Below are 17,654 nucleotides of genomic sequence, written 5' to 3'. Positions count from 1 at the left end.
CCGATGACCCGCCTGCACGTGCCCGTCGCCCTGCGCTGGGCGGACCTCGACGCCTACGCGCACGTCAACAACGTGGACATGCTGCGACTGCTCGAGGACGCGCGGATCACGGCGTTCTGGGTGCACCCCGAGGCCGAGCTCGGCGAGTCCTGGCCCACGGCGGTGCTCCACGCCGGCCCTCACGCGGACGCGCACACGCTCGTCGCGCGCCAGGAGATCGAGTACCTGCGCCCGCTCGCGTTCACCAGGATCCCCGTGCGCGTCGAGATGTGGATCGGCCACCTCGGCGGGGCCAGCCTCGACGTCTGCTACGAGGTGCACGACGGCGCCGCTCGCCTCGAGCGGACGGGCCCGGGTTCCGGCGGCGAGCCGTACGCCCGCGCGTCGACGACGATCGTCCTCGTGGACGCCGCGACGTCGCGTCCCCGGCGGATCACCGAGGAGCAGCGCGCGGCGTGGGAGCCGTTCGTCGAGGCACCGATCCCGTTCCGCCGCCGGAGCTGACCTTCGCGAGAGGATCTTTGCGCGACCGCGAGAGGATCTCTGCGCAGAGATCCTCTCGCGGTCGCGCAAAGATCCTCTCGCGAACGTGTGGGGGTGGGGTGGGGCGGCGTGGACGGCGGAGGGCGGGGAGCCGGGCGCGGTTCAGCGCGGCGCGCGGACCATGCCTTCTTGCGCGATCGTCGCGACCAGGGCGCCGTCGCGCGTGTAGACCCGCGCCGTGCCGAGGCCGCGCCCGCCCCGTGCGCTGGGGGAATCCTGCACGTACAGGAGCCAGTCGCTGACGTCGACGTCCCGGTGCCACCACATCGCGTGGTCGAGGCTCGCCACCGAGATGCCCGGCATCCGCCACGCCAGGTGGTGCGCGCGGAGCACCGGCTCGAGCATCACCTGGTCGCAGGCGTAGGCCAGCACGACGGCGTTGAGCAGCCGGTCGGAGCGGGCCTCGCCCTCGAGCGCCCCGGTCGGGCGCATCCAGAGCGCCTGGTGCGTCGTCGGCTCGGGGTCCGGCTGGACGTACAGGGGCGGACCCACGTGCCGGATGTCGAACGCGGCCGTGCGGGCGAGGAAGCGCGCCATCGGGTGGTCGATGGCGGAGAACAGGTCGCCGTTGCTCGCGAGGTCCTCGGGCGGCGGCACCGTCAGACCGGAGGGTTCCTCGTGCTCGACGCCGCTCTGGCGCTCCTGGAACGACGCGATGAGCGACAGGATCGGGACGCCGTCCTGCAGTGCGTGCGTGCGCCGTGCCGAGAACGAGCCGCCGTCGCGCAGCCGCTCGACGGCGAACGTGATCGGCACGTCGATGTCACCGGGCCGCAGGAAGTACCCGTGGACCGAGTGCACGTCGCGGCCGCCGGGGACCGTGCGGCCCGCGGCGAGCACCGCCTGCGCCAGCACCTGGCCGCCGTAGACGCGCTCGTTGACCTGCGGCAGCGACGCGCCCACGAACTCGTCGTCGCCCGTGCGCTCGAGCGTGAGGACCCGCAGGACCTCCGCGAACGCGTCGCTCACCGGGCGTCCCGAGCCGGGCTCGGCGCGTCGTCGGAGGCGTTGACCATGGAGTGCGCGGCCCGTTCGAGGTAGTCCCACAGCTGGCCCTCGTGCAGCGGCGAGAGCCCGAGGCTGAGGACGGCGACGCGCATGTGCGCGAGCCACCTGTCGCGCGCGTCGGGCGTGACCCGGAACGGCGCGTGGCGCATCCGCAGCCGTGGGTGTCCCCGCTGCTCGGAGTACGTCGTCGGCCCGCCCCAGTACTGCTCGAGGAAGCGGCGCAGCCGTTCGGCGGCCGGGCCGAGGTCCTCCTCCGGGTACATGGCGCGCAGCTCGGGATCCGCGGCGACACCCTCGTAGAACGCCTCGACGAGCGCCACGAACGTGGCCTCGCCGCCCACGTCCTCGTAGAACGTGGCGCTGGGCCGCGTGAACGCGGTCGCCGCTCGGAGGTTCAGCTCGCGGGGGTCGGTGCTCACGACTCCTCACCCTAGTTCGTCAGCCCAGTCCACCTCGGCCAGCACGAGCGCGCGAGCGGCCTCCGCGCTCTCCGCGTCGGTTGCGATCCGGGCTAGGCGGCGGCACTCGTCGAGGCTCGTGCGGGCCAGGGCGGCGGCGACGTCGCCGAGCGCGCGCGAACCCATCGACAGGCTGCTCGCGCCGAGGCCGAGCAGCACGCACGCGAGGGCCGGATCGGCGGCCGCCTCGCCGCAGACGCCGACCGGGCGCGCCTGCTGGGCGCCGCCGAGGCACGTCGCCTCCACGAGCCGCAGGACGGCGGGCTGCCACGCCGTCGTGAGCCGCGCGACGTCGCCGAGCATGCGGTCGGCGGCCATCGTGTACTGCACGAGGTCGTTGGTGCCGAGGCTCGCGAACGACGCCCGGGCGAGGATCGGGCCCGCGAGCAGGGCCGCGGCCGGGATCTCGACCATGACGCCGGCCCGCTCCAGCCCGTGCCGTGCGCACGCCGCGACGAACGCGTCGGTCTCCTCGACGGTCGCGACCATCGGTGCCATCACCCAGACGTCGGCCTCCGCGCGGCCCGCCGCCGCCGCGATCGCCGCGAGCTGCCGGTCGAGGACGTCCGGGTGCTCCCACGAGGTCCGCAGTCCCCGCACTCCCAGCGCCGGGTTCGCCTCGGACTCGCCGGTGAGGAACGGCAGCGGCTTGTCGGCGCCGGCGTCGAGCGTCCGGATGACGACCTTGCGCCCGGCGAACGAGGCGAACACCGGCAGGTACGCGGCCACCTGGGCCTCGAGGGACGGTTCCACCTCGGCGTTCGCGAACGCGAACTCCGTCCGGAACAGGCCCACGCCCTCCGCTCCGGCGGCTGCGGCGTCGCGCGCCGTGGCCGCGTCGCCCACGTTCGCCAGCAGCTCGACGCGGTGCCCGTCGCTGGTGCGGCCGACGCCGTCGAACGGCCGTGCCGCGCGGCGGGGGCGTACCGACGCACGGCCGGCGGCGTCGGGATCGACGACGACGACGCCGCTGGTGCCGTCCACGAGGACGTCGACGCCGTCGCGCAGCACCTGCGCCGCGCGGCCGAGAGCGACCACGGCCGGGATGCCGAGCGAGCGCGCGAGGATCGCCGTGTGCGACGTCGGCCCGCCGCCGCGGGTGAGGATCGCGCGCACGTGCTCCGGGTCGAGCAGCGCCGTGTCGGCCGGGGCGAGGTCGTCGGCGAGCAGCACGAACGGCTCGGCCCGCAACGGCACGCCCGGCATGCCCGCCCCGGTGAGCTCCGCGATGATCCGGTCCCGCACGTCCTCCACGTCGCGCACGCGCCCCGCCAGGTAGCCCCCGATGCTGGCGAACGTCGCGGCGACGTCCGACGCCGCCTCCCACACCGCCCGGGCGGGCGCGAGACCCTCGTCGCGCACCTTCGCCTGCGCCGGGCCGACGAGCGCCGGGTCCGTCGCCATCTGCGCCGTGGTCTCGAGGATCTCCTTGCCGGTGCCGCTCACGGTCTGCCCCGCACGCCGCAGCTCGTCACTCACGGCCTCGGCCGCCACGGCGATCGAGTCGGCCGCCGCGTCGCGGTCGGCGTCGGCCACGCGTTCGCGTCTCGGCTCCGGTGCCGCCGGCGTCGTCCGTACGAGCGGGCCGAGACTACGGCCCGGGCTCACCCCGATCCCGCGCACCGTGTCCACGCGGCCATTGTGCCCCGGAGCGCGCCGCCCGGCCGGGCGGCACACCCGCGCCGGGCGCGTGCGGGCGCCGGTGCCCGCCTAGACTGGTGTGGCTGGCGTCGACGAGATCGGAGATGGCATGAGCAAGGCGGAGGACTTCCTCGTCGACCTCGGGGGCCGGACGAACATCGTGGATCTCGAACCGTGCATCACGCGCCTCCGGGTGGAGGTGTCGGATCCGAGCCTCGTCGACGACGACGCCCTCAAGACCCACGGGGCGTTCGGCGTCGTGCGGTCCGGGCGGGTGGTCCAGGTGGTCGTCGGCCCAGAGGCGGACGATCTCGCCGCGGACATCGACGCGCTGCGCTGACCGCCCGCGGCGGCTGAGCTACGCGAGGCGGATGTCCGCCTCCGTGAACCCGCGCGAGATGCGGTGCCGCAGCTCGCTGGCGAGCCGCCACTTCTGCCCCGGCTTCGCGCGCAGTCGCACCTCGATCGTCACGGCGCCGGCGGACAGGGCGGAGAACCGGATCGTCGGCGTCGGATCCTGCACGACGTCGGCCATCCCCGACTCGGCGACGACGCCCTGCACGATGCGGGCGACCTCCTCGCGGACCTTGTCGAGGTCCTGGTCCACGGCGACGGCGACGTCGACGGCGGCGAGCGCCCAGCCCTGCGACTCGTTCGCCACCCGCAGGACCTCGCCGTTGCGCACGTACCAGAGCCGGCCGTCGTCGTCCCGGATCGTCGTGATCCGCAGTTCCACAGCCTCGACGACTCCGGTCGCGAGCGTGCCGCCCGCCGTGCCGAGCTCGATGCGGTCACCGACGGCGTACTGGTTCTCGAACAGCATGAACAGGCCGGACACGATGTCCTTGACGAGCGACTGCGCCCCGAACGCGAGCGCCACACCGACGATCCCCGCGGACGCGAGAAGGGGCGTGATGTCGACGCCGAACGCGGCCAGCACCATGAAGAAGACCACTGTGACGACGAGCACCGTGATCGTTGAGCGGATCACGCTCTCCAGCGTCGAAAGCCGCTTCTTCTTGGCCTCGCTGGGCTTGACCGAGCCGAGGGTGACGAGCGCCGTGTCGGTCTTCTCCACCACCAGCGACGGCGCCTTCCGCAGTCCTCGCATGACGCGCGAGAGCAGGAACCGCAGCAGCGCGAGCACCGCTGCGCCGATCAGAACAATGACGAGCGCGCGCAGTCCGTCGGTGGCGAGGGAGCTAGCCTCCCCGTTTCCCTGGGCGAACACATGCGACATCCCGCCAGGCTATGCGACGCGGCGGGCCGCGAGCGCGCACGGTCCCTCGCTCTGGCAAGATCGCAGGCGCACGCAGGTGCTCAGCCCTCACACGGACGGACCACGCATGACGAGCGAGCAGGACCCGGGAGGAGTGCCGGAGCTCCCGAGCCCCGGGCTCGCGGCGCTCGCGCAGGCGCACGGCATCGCCACCGAGTTCCACGGCTACCACGGCGTGCTGCGGACCGTGCAGGCATCGACGATCCGGTCGGTGCTCGCCGCGATGGGTGTGGCCGCGTTCAGCGAGGAGCAGGTCGCTGCTGCCCTCACGGAGCACGAGAACGCCCCGTGGCGGCGGCTCCTGCCCCTGTGCGTCGTGGCGCGCGCCGGGCGGCAGAGCGAGTTCTTCGTGCACGTGCGCGACGGCTCGGCCGTCGCCGTGGACGTGGTGTGCGAGGACGGCTCGAGGCGCGCGCTGGAGCAGGTCGACGCGTGGGTGCCGCCGCACGTCGTCGACGGCGAGTCCCGGGGTCGAGCCACGTTCGCGCTGCCGGCCGACCTCCCGCTCGGCTGGCACGAGCTGCGAGCGCGCGAGGCGCGCCCGGACGGCGCGGACGGCCCGGGCGTCGTGCTGCGCGCCCGGACGCCGCTCGCCGTCACCCCTGACCGCCTCGAGGTACCGGACCTGCCCACCGAGCTCGGCGGGCGGGCGTGGGGCCTCATGGCACAGCTGTACTCGGTGCGCTCCGAGGCGTCGTGGGGGATCGGCGACCTCGCCGACCTCGCGGAGCTGGCGAGCCTGGCCGGCGGGCTCGGAGCGGACTTCCTGCTCGTCAACCCGCTGCACGCGGCCGAGCCGGTCGCCCCGCAGGAGCCGTCCCCGTACCTGCCGTCCACCCGCAGGTTCGTCAACCCGTCGTACGTGCGTCCCGAGGACGTGAGGGAGGCCGGCTACCTGCCCAGCTCGCAGCGGGCGCTGGTGGAGTGGGCGCAGCAGGGCGTTCGCGACGCCAACTCCGACCCTGGTCTGCTGGACCGGGACGAGTCGTGGGCGGCGAAGAAGGCGGCGCTCGAGGTCCTGTTCGCCGCGCCCCGCACCCCGGCGCGTGAGCGGGCGTTCGCCCAGTTCCGGGCGGAGCAGGGGCGCGGGCTCGCGAACTTCGCGCTGTGGTGCGCGATCGCCGAGCACTTCGAGGGCCGCGACCGGCCCGCCGAGGCGGACGACATCACCTCGCCCCTGGTCGCGCGGCTGCGCATCGAGCTGCGCGAGCGAGCCGAGTTCTACACGTGGCTGCAGTGGGTGGCGGACACCCAGCTCGCCGCCGCGCAGCGCGTCGCCCGCAGTGCGGGGATGCGCGTCGGCGTCATGCACGACCTCGCCGTCGGCGTGCATCCGGTCGGCGCCGAGACGTGGGCGTCGCGGCGCCTGTTCGCCCCCGGCATGACCGTGGGCGCACCGCCGGACATGTACAACCAGCAGGGCCAGGACTGGTCGCAGCCCCCGTGGCGCCCGGACGCGCTCGCCCGGTCCGGTTACGCACCGCTGCGGGACATGGTGCGGACGGTGCTGCGGCACGCCGGGGCCCTGCGCATCGACCACGTGATCGGGCTGTTCCGGCTGTGGTGGATCCCGGAGGGCGCCCAGCCGGACGAGGGCACGTACGTGCGGTACGACCACGAGGCGATGGTCGGCGTCCTCGCGCTCGAGGCGCACCGGGCTCGCGCCCTGCTCATCGGGGAGGACCTCGGCACCGTGGAGCCGTGGGTGCGCGACTACCTCGAGGACCGCGGCATCCTCGGCACGTCCGTCTTGTGGTTCGAGAAGGACGACGACGGCGGTCCGTTGCCGCCCGAGCACTACCGTGAGCTGGCCCTGGCGACAGTGACCACGCACGACCTGCCGCCGACCGCCGGGTACCTGGACGGCGACCACGTCGACCTGCGCGCGAGCCTCGGCCTGCTCACGGAGCCCGTCGAGGTGGTCCGGCAGGCGGCCCGGGCGGAGCGCGAGGCGATGCTCAGCGCCCTGCGGCGGCGCGGCCTTCTCGCCGACCACCCGACCGAGCGCGAGGTCGTGGAGGCGCTGCACCGCTACCTGGTGGCGACACCGTCGCGCCTGCTCGGGGTGTCCCTGGCCGACGCGGTCGGCGAACGCCGCGCCCAGAACCAGCCCGGGACCCACACCGAGTACCCGAACTGGAAGGTCCCGCTCGCGGACGCCGCCGAGCAGGTCGTCCGGGTCGAGGATCTGGCGGCGTCGGCGCGTCTCGCCTCGCTGGTGGCGGCGATCAACGGCGAGCTGCGCACCCGGGCCGACGAGCTCGGCTGATGCCCACCCTGGTGCGCGCCCCGTTCGCGGGTCGCGTCATCGCGCCGGAGGACGTGCCGGACCCGGTGTTCGCCCAGTCGATCGTCGGGGCCGGCCTGGCGCTCGACCCCGTGGGCGACGCCGACGTGGCGGTGCTCGCCCCGTGCGACGGCCGGATCGTCAAGATCCACCCGCACGCCGTCGTCGTCGCCGTCGGGGCGCACGCCGTCCTCGTCCACCTCGGCCTGGACACCGTCGAGCTGCACGGGGAGGGTTTCACGGTCCTCGCCGGCGACGGCGACGAGGTCGCCGCGGGGGGCCATCTCCTCACGTGGTCGCCGGCGGCGGTCCGCGCGGGCGGGCGCAGCGCCGTCTCGCCGGTCGTCGCCATGCAGGCCGACGCCGCTGCGCTGGAGGCGCGCGTGGCGCCCGGCGACACCGTGGACGCGGGCGCGCTGATGTTCACCTGGCCCTGAACGGGGCGGCGGGCGGCGATACTGGCGCTCGTGCCTCGAACCCTGGATGAGCTCACCTGGCCGATCGTGACCGAGCGGCTCTCGCTGCGGCGTGCGACGGACGACGACGCCGCGGCCTTCTGGCGCTACCGTCGCCTCCCGGACGTGGCGGAGTGGCTGCCGCTCCTCACCGACGACTGGGAGGAGTTCCGGACCTACATCACGAAGGCGGACCGTCTGGCCCGCACGCTCGTCGTGGAGCGGGACGGCACCGTCATCGGGGACCTCATGCTGCGTCTCGAGGACGCATGGGCGCAGCACGAGGTCGCCGACCGCGCGCAGCAGGCGCAGGCGGAGCTCGGGTGGGCCCTCGACCCGGCGCACCACGGCCACGGGTACGCGACGGAGGCGGTCCGAGCACTCCTCCGCGTGTGCTTTGCCGACCTCGGCCTGCGCCGCGTGGAGGCGCAGTGCTTCGCGGACAACGCGCCGTCCTGGCGCCTCATGGAGCGGGTCGGGATGCGGCGCGAGAGCCACACCGTCGCCGACTCCCTGCACCGGTCCGGCGCCTGGCTGGACGGGCTCGGCTACGCGATGCTCGCGCAGGAGTGGCGGACTGCCAACGGTTGAGCCGGCACGCGCCGGCTCAACCGGGTCGGCGTGTCAGCCCGCGCGGTACGCCCGGTCGGCTGCCTGGACCCGCAGCGCGCGCCGGACGCCGTCCTCCGCCTCGACCACGAGCCGCCGCAGCGCCGGAGTGCGCTCGCCGAGCTGGTCGAGCCACGTGTCGGTGACGGCCAGGACGTCGACGCCGTGGCTGGAGTCGATGTCCGCGAGCAGGCTCGGGTACAGCCCGGTGACGATGTTCTGCGCCATCTCGTTCGTGCGCTCGGCCCAGATCCGCTCGAGCGAGGCGAAGTACCCCTCGACGTACGGCACGAGGAGCGACCGGTCATGGCTCCGGCCGAAGGAGGCGATCACGGCAGACTGCACGGCGTTCGGCAGCTCGTCCGCCTCCACGACCGCCGCCCAGACGTCCGCCTTGGCCTGCGCCGTCGGGAACGCCGCACGTGCGGCGGCGGCGGCGCGCTGACCCGTGGCCGTGGCGTCACGCTCGAGCTCGGCACTCACGTCGGACTCGGTCGCGGCGCCGCCGGCGGCGAGGGCCGTCAGGAGCTCCCAGCGCAGGTCGACGTCCACGGCGAGGCCGGCGAGCACGATCTCGCCGTCGAGCAGGCCGCGCACCACGGCGAGCGCCTCCTCCCCGCGCGCCCGGGCGGCGTACGCCTTGACCAGCTGGAGCTGGGCGTCCGACCCCGGAGCCGCGCCCTGGGCGAGCTCCCACAGCCGTGCTGCCGCGCGCGAACCGACCTCCTCGCGGGCCGACGGGTCGACGTACGTCTCGATCGTCTGCGCGAGCTGGCGCAGGAGCACCAGCACGACCGTGGAGTCGGTCTCCGCGTCGATGTTGCGCAGGACGAGGTCCACGAACTGCGTGGCCGGCCACTCGCCGTCGCGCGTCATGTCCCATGCGGCCGCCCACACGAGCGAGCGCGGCAGGGAGTCATCGAAGCCACGCAGGTGCTCGAGCGCCGTCGCGAGCGAGGCGTCGTCGAGGCGCACCTTGGCGTAGGCGAGGTCATCGTCGTTGACGAGCACGAGATCGGGGAGCCGTTCGCCGACGAGCTCCGGGACCGGGGTCAGCGCGCCGGCGACGTCGAGCTCGACACGCAGGCGGCGTACCAGGCTGCCACCGTCGGCCACGTCGTAACCGCCGACGGCGAGCCGGTGCGGTCGCTGCGTGGGCCACTCGGCGGGCACCTCCTGCGCGATCGCGAAGGAGGTGATGACGTTCGCGTCGTCCGTCTCGACCACGGGCCGCAGCAGCGTGACGCCGGCCTTCTCGAGCCACAGCGCCGACCAGGCGGTCAGGTCGCGCCCGCTCGTCGCCTCGAGCTCGGCGAGCAGGTCCCGCAGCTCCGTGTTGCCGTGGGCGTGCTTCGCGAAGTACGCGCGGACGCCGGCGAGGAACTCGTCCCGCCCCACCCACGCGACGAGCTGCTTGAGCACCGACGCGCCCTTGGCGTAGGTGATGCCGTCGAAGTTGACGGCGACGTCCTCGAGGTCGGTGATCTCGGCGACGATCGGGTGCGTGGACGGCAGCTGGTCCTGGCGGTAGGCCCACGACTTCTCGAGCGACGAGAACGTGGTCCACGCCTGCGTCCAGGAGGTGGCCTCCGCCGTCGCGAGCGTCGACGCGTACTCGGCGAACGACTCGTTGAGCCACAGGTCGTTCCACCACCGCATCGTCACGAGGTCGCCGAACCACATGTGCGCGAGCTCGTGCAGGATGGTGACGGCGCGGCGCTCGACCATCGCGTCGGGCACCTTGGAACGGAACACGTAGTTCTCGAGGAACGTGACGGCGCCCGCGTTCTCCATCGCGCCCGCGTTGAACTCCGGGACGAAGAGCTGGTCGTACTTGGCGAACGGGTAGGGGAGGGCGAACGCCTCCTCGTAGAACGCGAACCCGGCCTTCGTGATGTCCACGATGTTGCCCGAGTCGAGGTGCTCCGCGAGCGACGCGCGGCAGTACACGCCCAGCGGGATCGTGCGGCCGTCGGAGCTCGTCAGCTCGCTGAACTCCCCGTGGTACGGGCCGGCGATGATCGCCGTCACGTACGAGGACAGCACCGGGGTGGCCTCGAAGGACCAGCGGCTCGTGCCGCCGTCGTGCCCGTCGCCCTCGGTGACGACCTCCGGCTGCGGCGTGGGGGAGTTCGAGACGACGACCCAGTGCGACGGCGCCAGCACCGTGAACGCGAACGTCGCCTTGAGGTCGGGCTGCTCGAAGACCGCGAGCACCCGGCGGCTGTCAGCCACCTCGAACTGGCTGTACAGGTAGACCTCGCCGTCGACGGGGTCGACGAACCGGTGGAGGCCTTCGCCGGTGTGCATGTACGCGCAGTCGGCGTCGACGACGACCTCGTTGCTCGCCTCGAGGCCGTCCAGCGTGATGCGGGAGTCGTGGAACACGTCTGCCACGTCGAGCTCGCGCCCGTTGAGTGTCACCGAGTGGACGGTCGGCGCGATGAGGTCCACGAACGTGGTGCTCCCCGGCTCGGCGTCGAACCTCAGCGTGGTGCGGGACCCGAAGACCTTGTCCCCGCGCGCGAGATCGAGCTCGACGTCGTAGCTGCGCGAACGCACGGTGGCGGCGCGCTGCTGCGCCTCGACGCGGGTGAGGTTCTCTCCGGGCACTGGGTACTCCTGCTCTGGTCCGACGACGGTGCGCCGGGTGGGCGCCCCGCGCATCCTTTCACGCGGTCCCGGCCGCCCGGGAGCGGATTCCGCCGGCCCGGCTGGACCCTGTCACGGGAACAGACCGCTGCTCGTCAGGGTTGGCGTTGACGAGCCGGTGTCCGATGACGGCGCCGCGTACCCCGAACCACGAAGGACGGCGATGACGACCACACAGGAGCGACTCACCGACGAGCAGGACACAGCGGCAGCGGTCGCCGACTTCTGGTTCGACCCCCTCTGTCCCTGGGCGTGGATGACCTCCCGCTGGATCCGCGAGGTGGAGAAGGTCCGCGACATCTCCGTCCGCTGGCACATCATGAGCCTCGCGGTGCTCAACGAGGACAAGGACATCGACGCCGGCTACCGGGCGTTCCTGGAGCACGCGTGGGGACCGGCGCGCGTCGTGAACGCCGCACGCGAGCTCCACGGCGACGACGTCGTCGGGCCGCTGTACACGGCGCTCGGCACGCGGATCCACCCTGGCGCACGCAAGGACTACGACGCCGTGATCGCCGAGGCGCTCGCCGAGGTGGGTCTCCCGGCCGACCTCGCGCGCTACGCCGACTCGGACGAGCTGGACACCTCGCTGCGCGCCTCGCACGACGCGGGCATCTCCCAGGTCGGCGAGGAGGTCGGCACCCCGATCGTCGCGTTCAACGGGACGGCGTTCTTCGGGCCCGTCATCACGCCCGCACCGAAGGGCGAGGAGGCCGGGCGGCTCTGGGACGGCTGCGTGCTCGTCGCGGAGTTCCCCGGCTTCTACGAGATCAAGCGCACCAGGACGCAGGGGCCGATCTTCGACTGAGCCGCTGCGTCAGCGTGGAAGAACCGTTGCCGACGGGGCAACGGTTCTTCCACGCGGGCGGCCGGGGCACCTACCGGTTCGAGCCGGCCAGCAGCGCGGAGACGAAGTACCGCTGGAACGCGAAGAACACGATCAGCGGGACGATCATCGACAGGAACGAGCCCGACGCCAGGATGTCGAGGTTCGACGAGAACTGGCGCAGCTGCGACTGCAGCGCCACCGTCAGGGGCTGCGACGACGGCGACGAGAAGATCAGCGCCACGAGCATGTCGTTCCAGGTCCAGAGGAACTGGAAGATCGCCAGCGACGCGATCGCCGGCAGCCCGAGCGGGAGCACGATCCGCGAGAAGATCCGCCACTCGCCGGCGCCGTCGAGCCGGGACGCCTCGAGAAGCTCGTTCGGCACCTGCGTGAAGAAGTTCCGCAGCAGGAAGATCGCGAACGGCAGCCCGAACGCCACGTGGAACGCGATGACGCCGCCGATCGAGCCGAAGACCCCGAGCTGGCCGAACATGCGGGCCAGTGGGATGAACGCGACCTGCAGGGGCACCGCGAGCAGCGCGATGATCACCACGAGGACGACGTCGCGGCCCCGGAAGTCGACCCAGGCGAGCGCATAACCCGCCAGCGCCCCGATCACGACCACGAGGATCGTCGTCGGCACGGTGATCGCCACGCTGTTCCAGAACGAGGCGACCATCGTCGAGTTCTGCAGCAGGTTCGCGTAGTTCTCGATCGTCAGCTGCGCGGGCGCCGTGAAGACGGTCCACCACCCGCTCGACGTGTTCGCCGTCGACGTGCGCAGCGACGCGATGAACAGCCCGATCGTCGGGATCATCCAGAACAGCGCGACGATCACGAGCACCACGTTGACGACGGTGTTCCCGAGCACGCGGGAGACGGCGCTCTGCTTCTTCCGCGCACCCGGGGGAGTGGCCCGGACCGGGGCCGCGTCGGCGGTGGTGACGGCGTCGGCGGTCACGGTCGGCCTCCCTTCCGGAAGTTGCGGATGTTCATGATCATCGCCGGCAGCACCAGCACCAGCAGGAAGATCGCGAGCGCGCTGCCGAGGCCCTGGTTGTTCCCACCGCCGAACGACACGTTCCACATCTGGACGGCGATGACGTTCGCCGCCGGTTTCGACTCGCCCGGTGGGATGACGTACACGAGGTCGAAGATCTTCAGCACGTTGATGATGAGCGTGACGATCACGACGATGAGCACGGGGTACAGCTGAGGGATCGTGATCCTCGTGAAGACCTGCCACTCGTTCGCGCCGTCGACCCGCGCGGCCTCCTGCAGCGACCGGTCCGTCGCCGAGAGGCCGGACGCGATCATCACCATGGCGAAGCCGGCCCAGATCCAGACGTAGGACAGGATGACGACGGGCGTGATGAGGCTCGGACCGAGCCACGAGATCCCGCCCGCGCCCTCGGTGAAGTTCGACTCCGGGAGCACGATCTCGTACTCGGTCCCCGGGTCCAGCCCGGAGAGCTCGAACCGGCCGTCGGCCTCGGTGGTGGCGTTCGCCGTGACGGTGCCGTCGGGCGCGCGCGCCTGGACGGTGACACCGGTCAGGCCCGGCTTGCCGTCCCCGACCTCGCCGTTCGTCCCGCCCCCACCGGCGATGAAGTCGAGCCACACGGTGCCGGTGACGACGTCGTCGCCCCCCGGCTCGGCGGCGACAGCCTCGGCCGCGTCCGCCGGGACGGTGTCGGGGGGGATCCCCACGAGCGGGAAGTCCACCACCGTCCCGGTCGCGACGGGGCCGTCGGTGGCGACCGCTGTGCCCTCCTGCACGAGCCCCGTCTCCGGGCGAGGGCGTGCCCCCGCGTAGTCGGCCGACGGCGAGAACGTGTCGCGGACGGCGACGACGACGGCGTTGACGACGCCGGTCTGGGGGTTCTCGTCGAACACGGTGCGGAAGATGACGCCGGCGGCGAGCATCGAGATCGCCATCGGCATGAAGACGATGAGCTTGAAGGCCGTCCGCCAGCCGATCCGCTCCATGAGCACGGCGAACACGAGGCCGAGCATCGTGCAGGCCAGCGGCGCGACGAGCACCCAGATGATGTTGTTCCGGATCGCCTGGAACGTGGCGGGGTCCGTGAACATGTCGACGAAGTTGCCGAACCCCACGAACTCGTCGCCGCGGGCGCTGAACAGCGACCGCCACACCGAGTACCCGATCGGGTACAGCACGAGCGCGACGAGGGCGATCGTGGCGGGCGCCAGGAACAGCGCCGCGACGAGCCGGTTGCGTGAGCGCGCCCCGGCGCTGGCGGAACCAGGCCGGGGCGTGCCCGCCGTCACCGCGACGGCCATGGACTCAGCCTCCGTATGCCGAGGCCGCTGCGTCCTCGAGCTGCTGCGCCGTTCCGGCCGGGTCGGACGGGTCGTTGTAGAAGTCGATCATGATCTGCCAGAAGCCCTGGCCCGGGGTGCCGCCGAACGCGCTCGGAGCGAGGTCGGACAGGTCGAACACGAACGCCTCGGCGCCGGTGAGCTGCTCGGCGATCGCCTGCGACGTCTCGTCCGGGTAGAGGCTCGAGTCCGAGTTGATGTTCGGCGACGTGAACCCGCCGAGCTCGATCCAGATGTTCGCCGCTTCCGGTGAGGCCAGGTAGCGCATGAGCGCCATCGTGCCCTCGTCCTCGGTGAACGCGATCGCGACGTTGCCGCCACCCATCACCGACGGCGGCGAGTCCTCGATCGACGGGAACGCGTAGAACAGCGCGTCGGTCCCGACGACGGCTTCCGTGTCGGCGGCGATGTTGCCGGCCACGAAGTCGCCCTCGTACACGGTGCCGGCCTGCGGCGGGTCACCGAAGACGGCTGTGACCGACTCCGGGAACGTGCGCTGCGCGCCGCCGGAGAGCACGAGCTGGTCGTTGCCCCACAGCTCGCCGAGGATCGTCAGGGAGTCGACGACCGTCGGGTCGGTCCACGGGATCTCGTGGTCGGCGAGCTGGTTGTACATGTCCTCGCCCGCCACCCGCAGGTAGACGTTCTCGAACCAGTCGGTGAGCGGCCAGCCGACGTCGGCGCCGACGGCGAGCCCCGGGGTGCCGGAGTCGGAGACGAGCTGGAGCGTCGAGACGAAGTCGTCCCACGTCTCGGGTGCGCTCGCCCCTGCCGTGTCGTAGACGGTGGCGTTGTACCAGACCGTCGACTTGTTCGCGGCCTTGAACCAGACGCCGTACGGCGTGCCGTCGACGGTGCCGAGGTCCTGCCACGACTGCGAGTAGTTCTCCTGCACGGAGGCCAGCACGTCCTCCGGCAGCTCGATGAGCGCGCCGTCCGCGGCGAACTGGTCCATCAGCCCCGGCTGCGGGATGAGTGCGACGTCGGGTGGGTCGCCACCCTCGACGCGCGTCCCCAGCACGGTGGCCACGTCGTTGCCGGCGCTCGTGTACTGGACCGTGGCGCCGGTCGCCTCCTCGAAGCCCGCGAGGACCTCCTCGAAGTTGGCCTGCTCGGCACCGGACCAGTCGGAGACGACGTCGAGCGTCGTGCCCGACAGGTCGGGCCAGTCGCCCGACGCACCCGTCTCCTCGCCGGCCGTGTCCTCGCCGGTCGGTTCCTCGCCGTCGCCCCCGCCGCCGCAGGCCGCGAGAAGAGCAACGCTCGCGAGCGCGGCGACCCCCGATGCGAGGACGCGTCGCCTGGAGCGTCCTGCTGCCTGTGTGACGTTCATCGTGCGTCCTTCCTCGGTGTCGCACCTGATCGGGGGGTTGCGTTCATGTCCACGTCGGTATCGGTTCCTTGCGTGAGAGGTGGTGGATCCAGTTCCGTATCGCTCCGCAGGTTGCGCGGGGCCTGTTCACCATACGAGTGACGGCGAACGCTCGCACCCCCGGTGCCGGCGCTCCGGCGCGGCGGGTACCGTAAGGGCCGCGCAGGGGCGCGCCGACGACGAGGGGATGCAGGTGGCCGACCAGCGCCGACGACGGGTGATCACCGTCGCGATACTTGCCGCCGTGGACGTGGTCCTGCTGATCGTGCTCCTCGTGCTGCTCCTCGGGCAGGGCCCCGGCGGCGACCCGGGCGACGACCCGACGGAGACCGCGAGCGGTGACGCGGGGGCGAGCGCCGTGCCCACGCCGTCGGCCACGCCACCGGAGGGCGCCGTCGAGATCGCGTCGTTCGTGACGCCCAGCGGGAACATCGGCTGCGACATGTCCGGCGACGGCGTCACGTGCCGTATCGGTGACTACACGTTCACCCCGCCGCCGGCCGACGGCTGCACCGGCACGGTCGGCGGCGTCGTGGAGCTCGACGCCGAGGGCACCGACGTCCCGTGCGTCGCCGAGGTCCCGCCCGTGAGCGCCCCGGACGCCGCCGTGCTCGACTACGGCGAGTCGAGCGCCGTCGGCGGCTACGCCTGCACGAGCGAGCGCACCGGTCTGCGGTGCCTCTCGCTCGAGACCGGGCACGGCTTCGTGCTGGCGCGAGCGGCCCTCACCGAGTTCTGAGGCTCAGAACACCCAGTTGCACGCGGGTGCGAGCGGCGACGCGAACGCGGCCGACGCCGCCGCGAGCGCCCCGGGGGTGAGTTCCTGGACGAGCCCCGCCGCACCGAGCGCGACCAGCGTCGGCCCGCCGAGGTAGGCGGCGGAGAGGTCCCGCACGTCGAGCACGAGGTCGGCCGCCGCGTCAGTCCGTTCGGCCGACGCCGCGTCCGGGCCACCGCGCAGAGCCCATCGGCCGGCGTTCTCGCCGAGCAGGTCGTCGCGGACCTCGAGGACGACGTCGAGCGGCGCCGCGTACCGGCGACCGGCGAGGGCACCGGCGACGTCGACGATCCGGACCCACAGGTTGTCGGCCGTGCGGACCTTCGCCGCCCGCGTGTTGACGAGCAGCGTGAGCACCGGGTCGTCGGTGGCGAGCATGCCCGTCTCGACCTGCGCCATGAGGTCGAGGTCGACCAGGACGCCCCACAGCGCGCGCGCCGCCGCGCCGTCGAGCGCCGCTGACAGCTTGACGCGCACCGTGCCCGCGGGTCCGACCTCGTCCCAGTGCTCCTTGCGAGCGAACGTGGCGAACGCTCGCGGCGATCCCGCAGCGTCCCGGACGACGGCGATGCGTCGCGTCTCCGCGCCGTCGCGCCACTGCGCGATGTCGCTGAGCAGGTTCGCGCGCAGCGCGTCGGTCGTCGGCGTGATCCAGCCGGGCCGGTCGACGGCGTCGTGCACCGCCAGCGCGACGGCAGCGTGGCGCTCGGCGTCGAACCGCTCGAGGTTCACCCGCAGCGCGTCCGCCCCGGGCACGTCCCGCAGGACGGTGCCGCGCGGGAGGGTCGCGCGCGCGGCGAAGGCCGCCCGCCCGTACCCGTACCGGCCGTAGATCGCCTCCTCCGCCGCGAACAGGGCCGACAGCGGCTCGCCGCGCTCACGCGTGCGACGAAGGTGCGCGGTGAGCATCGCCCTCGCCAGCCCGCGACGGCGGTGCTGCGGGTGCACCGCGACCCACGTGAGACCCGCGGTGGGCAGGCGCGCGCCACCGGGGACGGGCATCTCGAACGCGTAGGAGCCGTGCACGGCGACGAGCTCGCCGTCGGCATCCGTCCGGATACCGACGGTGCGGCCCGCCTCCAGCGGGAACGCCAGCTGCTCGAGGACCTCCGGGGGCGTGGTGAACGCGAACCCCCACTCGTCGACGTCGCGGATGGCGTCGCGATCGGCCTCGACGTCGAGCTCGACCTGACGGTAGCCGTCGGGCGCGGGGATGACAGGGCCGGTCGAGGCTTCGGTCGCGGTGCTCGTGTCGCTGGTCACCCGAGCATCCTTCCCTGCCGAGGAGGTCGCGTCGAGGTCATTGCCCGGCTCACTGTGCCCACGTCGTCGGGTCAGCAGCGAACCTTGTTTGAGTCCGGCGCTATAGACAGTTAGGGACCTCCCGAATACGGTGCGGG

The 17,654-nt window shown here is 72.7% G+C and carries 16 protein-coding genes; 7 read left to right on the top strand and 9 right to left on the bottom strand.

What is annotated here, in order from left to right:
* Positions 1-3 precede the first annotated feature (3 nt).
* The gene (locus BCAV_RS13290) at positions 4-504 is read left to right on the top strand and encodes an acyl-CoA thioesterase (protein ID WP_015883124.1); all 501 of its coding nucleotides are present in this window, start codon (positions 4-6) and stop codon (positions 502-504) included.
* 141 nt (positions 505-645) lie between these two features.
* On the opposite strand, the gene BCAV_RS13285 is transcribed toward BCAV_RS13290, so the two are convergent.
* From BCAV_RS13285 to ptsP, 3 genes are read right to left on the bottom strand one after another with little or no spacing between them, the layout of a single operon-like run.
* A complete protein-coding gene (locus BCAV_RS13285) occupies positions 646-1,512 on the bottom strand; it encodes an acyl-CoA thioesterase (RefSeq protein ID WP_015883123.1) in 867 nt (288 codons plus the stop codon).
* Positions 1,509-1,949: a globin gene (locus tag BCAV_RS13280; protein WP_050761856.1), complete on the bottom strand. Its 441-nt coding sequence runs from the start codon at positions 1,947-1,949 to the stop codon at positions 1,509-1,511. The genes BCAV_RS13285 and BCAV_RS13280 overlap by 4 nt, the downstream gene beginning before the upstream one ends.
* Before the next feature lie 27 nt (positions 1,950-1,976).
* The gene (gene ptsP, locus BCAV_RS13275) at positions 1,977-3,641 is read right to left on the bottom strand and encodes a phosphoenolpyruvate--protein phosphotransferase (RefSeq protein ID WP_043347206.1); all 1,665 of its coding nucleotides are present in this window, start codon (positions 3,639-3,641) and stop codon (positions 1,977-1,979) included.
* Positions 3,642-3,759: 118 nt separating this feature from the next.
* On the opposite strand from ptsP, the gene BCAV_RS13270 reads away from it, so the two are divergent.
* Positions 3,760-3,990 carry a PTS sugar transporter subunit IIB gene (locus tag BCAV_RS13270; RefSeq protein WP_015883120.1) on the top strand — a complete coding sequence of 77 codons (231 nt, stop codon included), beginning with the start codon at positions 3,760-3,762 and terminating at the stop codon, positions 3,988-3,990.
* A gap of 18 nt (positions 3,991-4,008) precedes the next feature.
* On the opposite strand, the gene BCAV_RS13265 is transcribed toward BCAV_RS13270, so the two are convergent.
* The gene (locus BCAV_RS13265; RefSeq protein ID WP_015883119.1) at positions 4,009-4,890 is read right to left on the bottom strand and encodes a mechanosensitive ion channel family protein; all 882 of its coding nucleotides are present in this window, start codon (positions 4,888-4,890) and stop codon (positions 4,009-4,011) included.
* A gap of 106 nt (positions 4,891-4,996) precedes the next feature.
* Between BCAV_RS13265 and malQ the strand changes: the two genes are divergently transcribed.
* Genes malQ through BCAV_RS13250 form a run of 3 tightly spaced genes read left to right on the top strand, consistent with a single transcriptional unit; the run spans position 4,997 to position 8,262 of the window.
* On the top strand, positions 4,997-7,198 hold the full coding sequence (malQ, locus tag BCAV_RS13260) for a 4-alpha-glucanotransferase (RefSeq protein ID WP_015883118.1): 2,202 nt from the start codon (positions 4,997-4,999) through the stop codon (positions 7,196-7,198).
* Positions 7,198-7,653 (top strand): PTS sugar transporter subunit IIA, encoded by a 456-nt coding sequence (locus BCAV_RS13255; RefSeq protein ID WP_015883117.1) that lies wholly within the window; start codon positions 7,198-7,200, stop codon positions 7,651-7,653. The genes malQ and BCAV_RS13255 overlap by 1 nt, the downstream gene beginning before the upstream one ends.
* Before the next feature lie 30 nt (positions 7,654-7,683).
* Positions 7,684-8,262, top strand: a complete 579-nt coding sequence (locus BCAV_RS13250; protein WP_043347202.1) for a GNAT family N-acetyltransferase — start codon at positions 7,684-7,686, stop codon at positions 8,260-8,262.
* Positions 8,263-8,295: 33 nt separating this feature from the next.
* On the opposite strand, the gene pepN is transcribed toward BCAV_RS13250, so the two are convergent.
* Positions 8,296-10,893 (bottom strand): aminopeptidase N, encoded by a 2,598-nt coding sequence (gene pepN / locus BCAV_RS13245; RefSeq protein WP_015883115.1) that lies wholly within the window; start codon positions 10,891-10,893, stop codon positions 8,296-8,298.
* 202 nt (positions 10,894-11,095) lie between these two features.
* Between pepN and BCAV_RS13240 the strand changes: the two genes are divergently transcribed.
* The gene (locus tag BCAV_RS13240) at positions 11,096-11,740 is read left to right on the top strand and encodes a mycothiol-dependent nitroreductase Rv2466c family protein (RefSeq protein WP_015883114.1); all 645 of its coding nucleotides are present in this window, start codon (positions 11,096-11,098) and stop codon (positions 11,738-11,740) included.
* A gap of 70 nt (positions 11,741-11,810) precedes the next feature.
* Here BCAV_RS13240 and BCAV_RS13235 read toward each other — a convergent pair whose 3' ends face one another.
* Genes BCAV_RS13235 through BCAV_RS13225 form a run of 3 tightly spaced genes read right to left on the bottom strand, consistent with a single transcriptional unit; the run spans position 11,811 to position 15,437 of the window.
* Complete coding sequence (locus BCAV_RS13235) at positions 11,811-12,722, bottom strand: carbohydrate ABC transporter permease (protein ID WP_015883113.1); 912 nt, start codon at positions 12,720-12,722, stop codon at positions 11,811-11,813.
* The gene (locus tag BCAV_RS13230; protein WP_015883112.1) at positions 12,719-14,065 is read right to left on the bottom strand and encodes an ABC transporter permease; all 1,347 of its coding nucleotides are present in this window, start codon (positions 14,063-14,065) and stop codon (positions 12,719-12,721) included. Before BCAV_RS13230 ends, BCAV_RS13235 begins: the two co-directional genes overlap by 4 nt.
* A gap of 4 nt (positions 14,066-14,069) precedes the next feature.
* Positions 14,070-15,437, bottom strand: coding sequence for an ABC transporter substrate-binding protein (locus BCAV_RS13225; protein WP_015883111.1), 1,368 nt, complete (start codon positions 15,435-15,437; stop codon positions 14,070-14,072).
* A gap of 232 nt (positions 15,438-15,669) precedes the next feature.
* Here BCAV_RS13225 and BCAV_RS13220 point away from each other — a divergent pair, with 232 nt between their 5' ends.
* Positions 15,670-16,215 (top strand): hypothetical protein, encoded by a 546-nt coding sequence (locus BCAV_RS13220; RefSeq protein ID WP_015883110.1) that lies wholly within the window; start codon positions 15,670-15,672, stop codon positions 16,213-16,215.
* Between the two features lie 3 nt (positions 16,216-16,218).
* Here the strand turns inward: BCAV_RS13220 and BCAV_RS13215 are convergent, their stop codons facing one another.
* The gene (locus BCAV_RS13215; protein ID WP_015883109.1) at positions 16,219-17,517 is read right to left on the bottom strand and encodes a GNAT family N-acetyltransferase; all 1,299 of its coding nucleotides are present in this window, start codon (positions 17,515-17,517) and stop codon (positions 16,219-16,221) included.
* Between the last annotated feature and the right edge of the window lie 137 nt (positions 17,518-17,654).

It is taken from the genome of Beutenbergia cavernae DSM 12333 (genome assembly GCF_000023105.1).
Lineage (GTDB): Bacteria > Actinomycetota > Actinomycetes > Actinomycetales > Beutenbergiaceae > Beutenbergia > Beutenbergia cavernae.
This window is presented reverse-complemented; position numbering and strand designations above follow the sequence as displayed.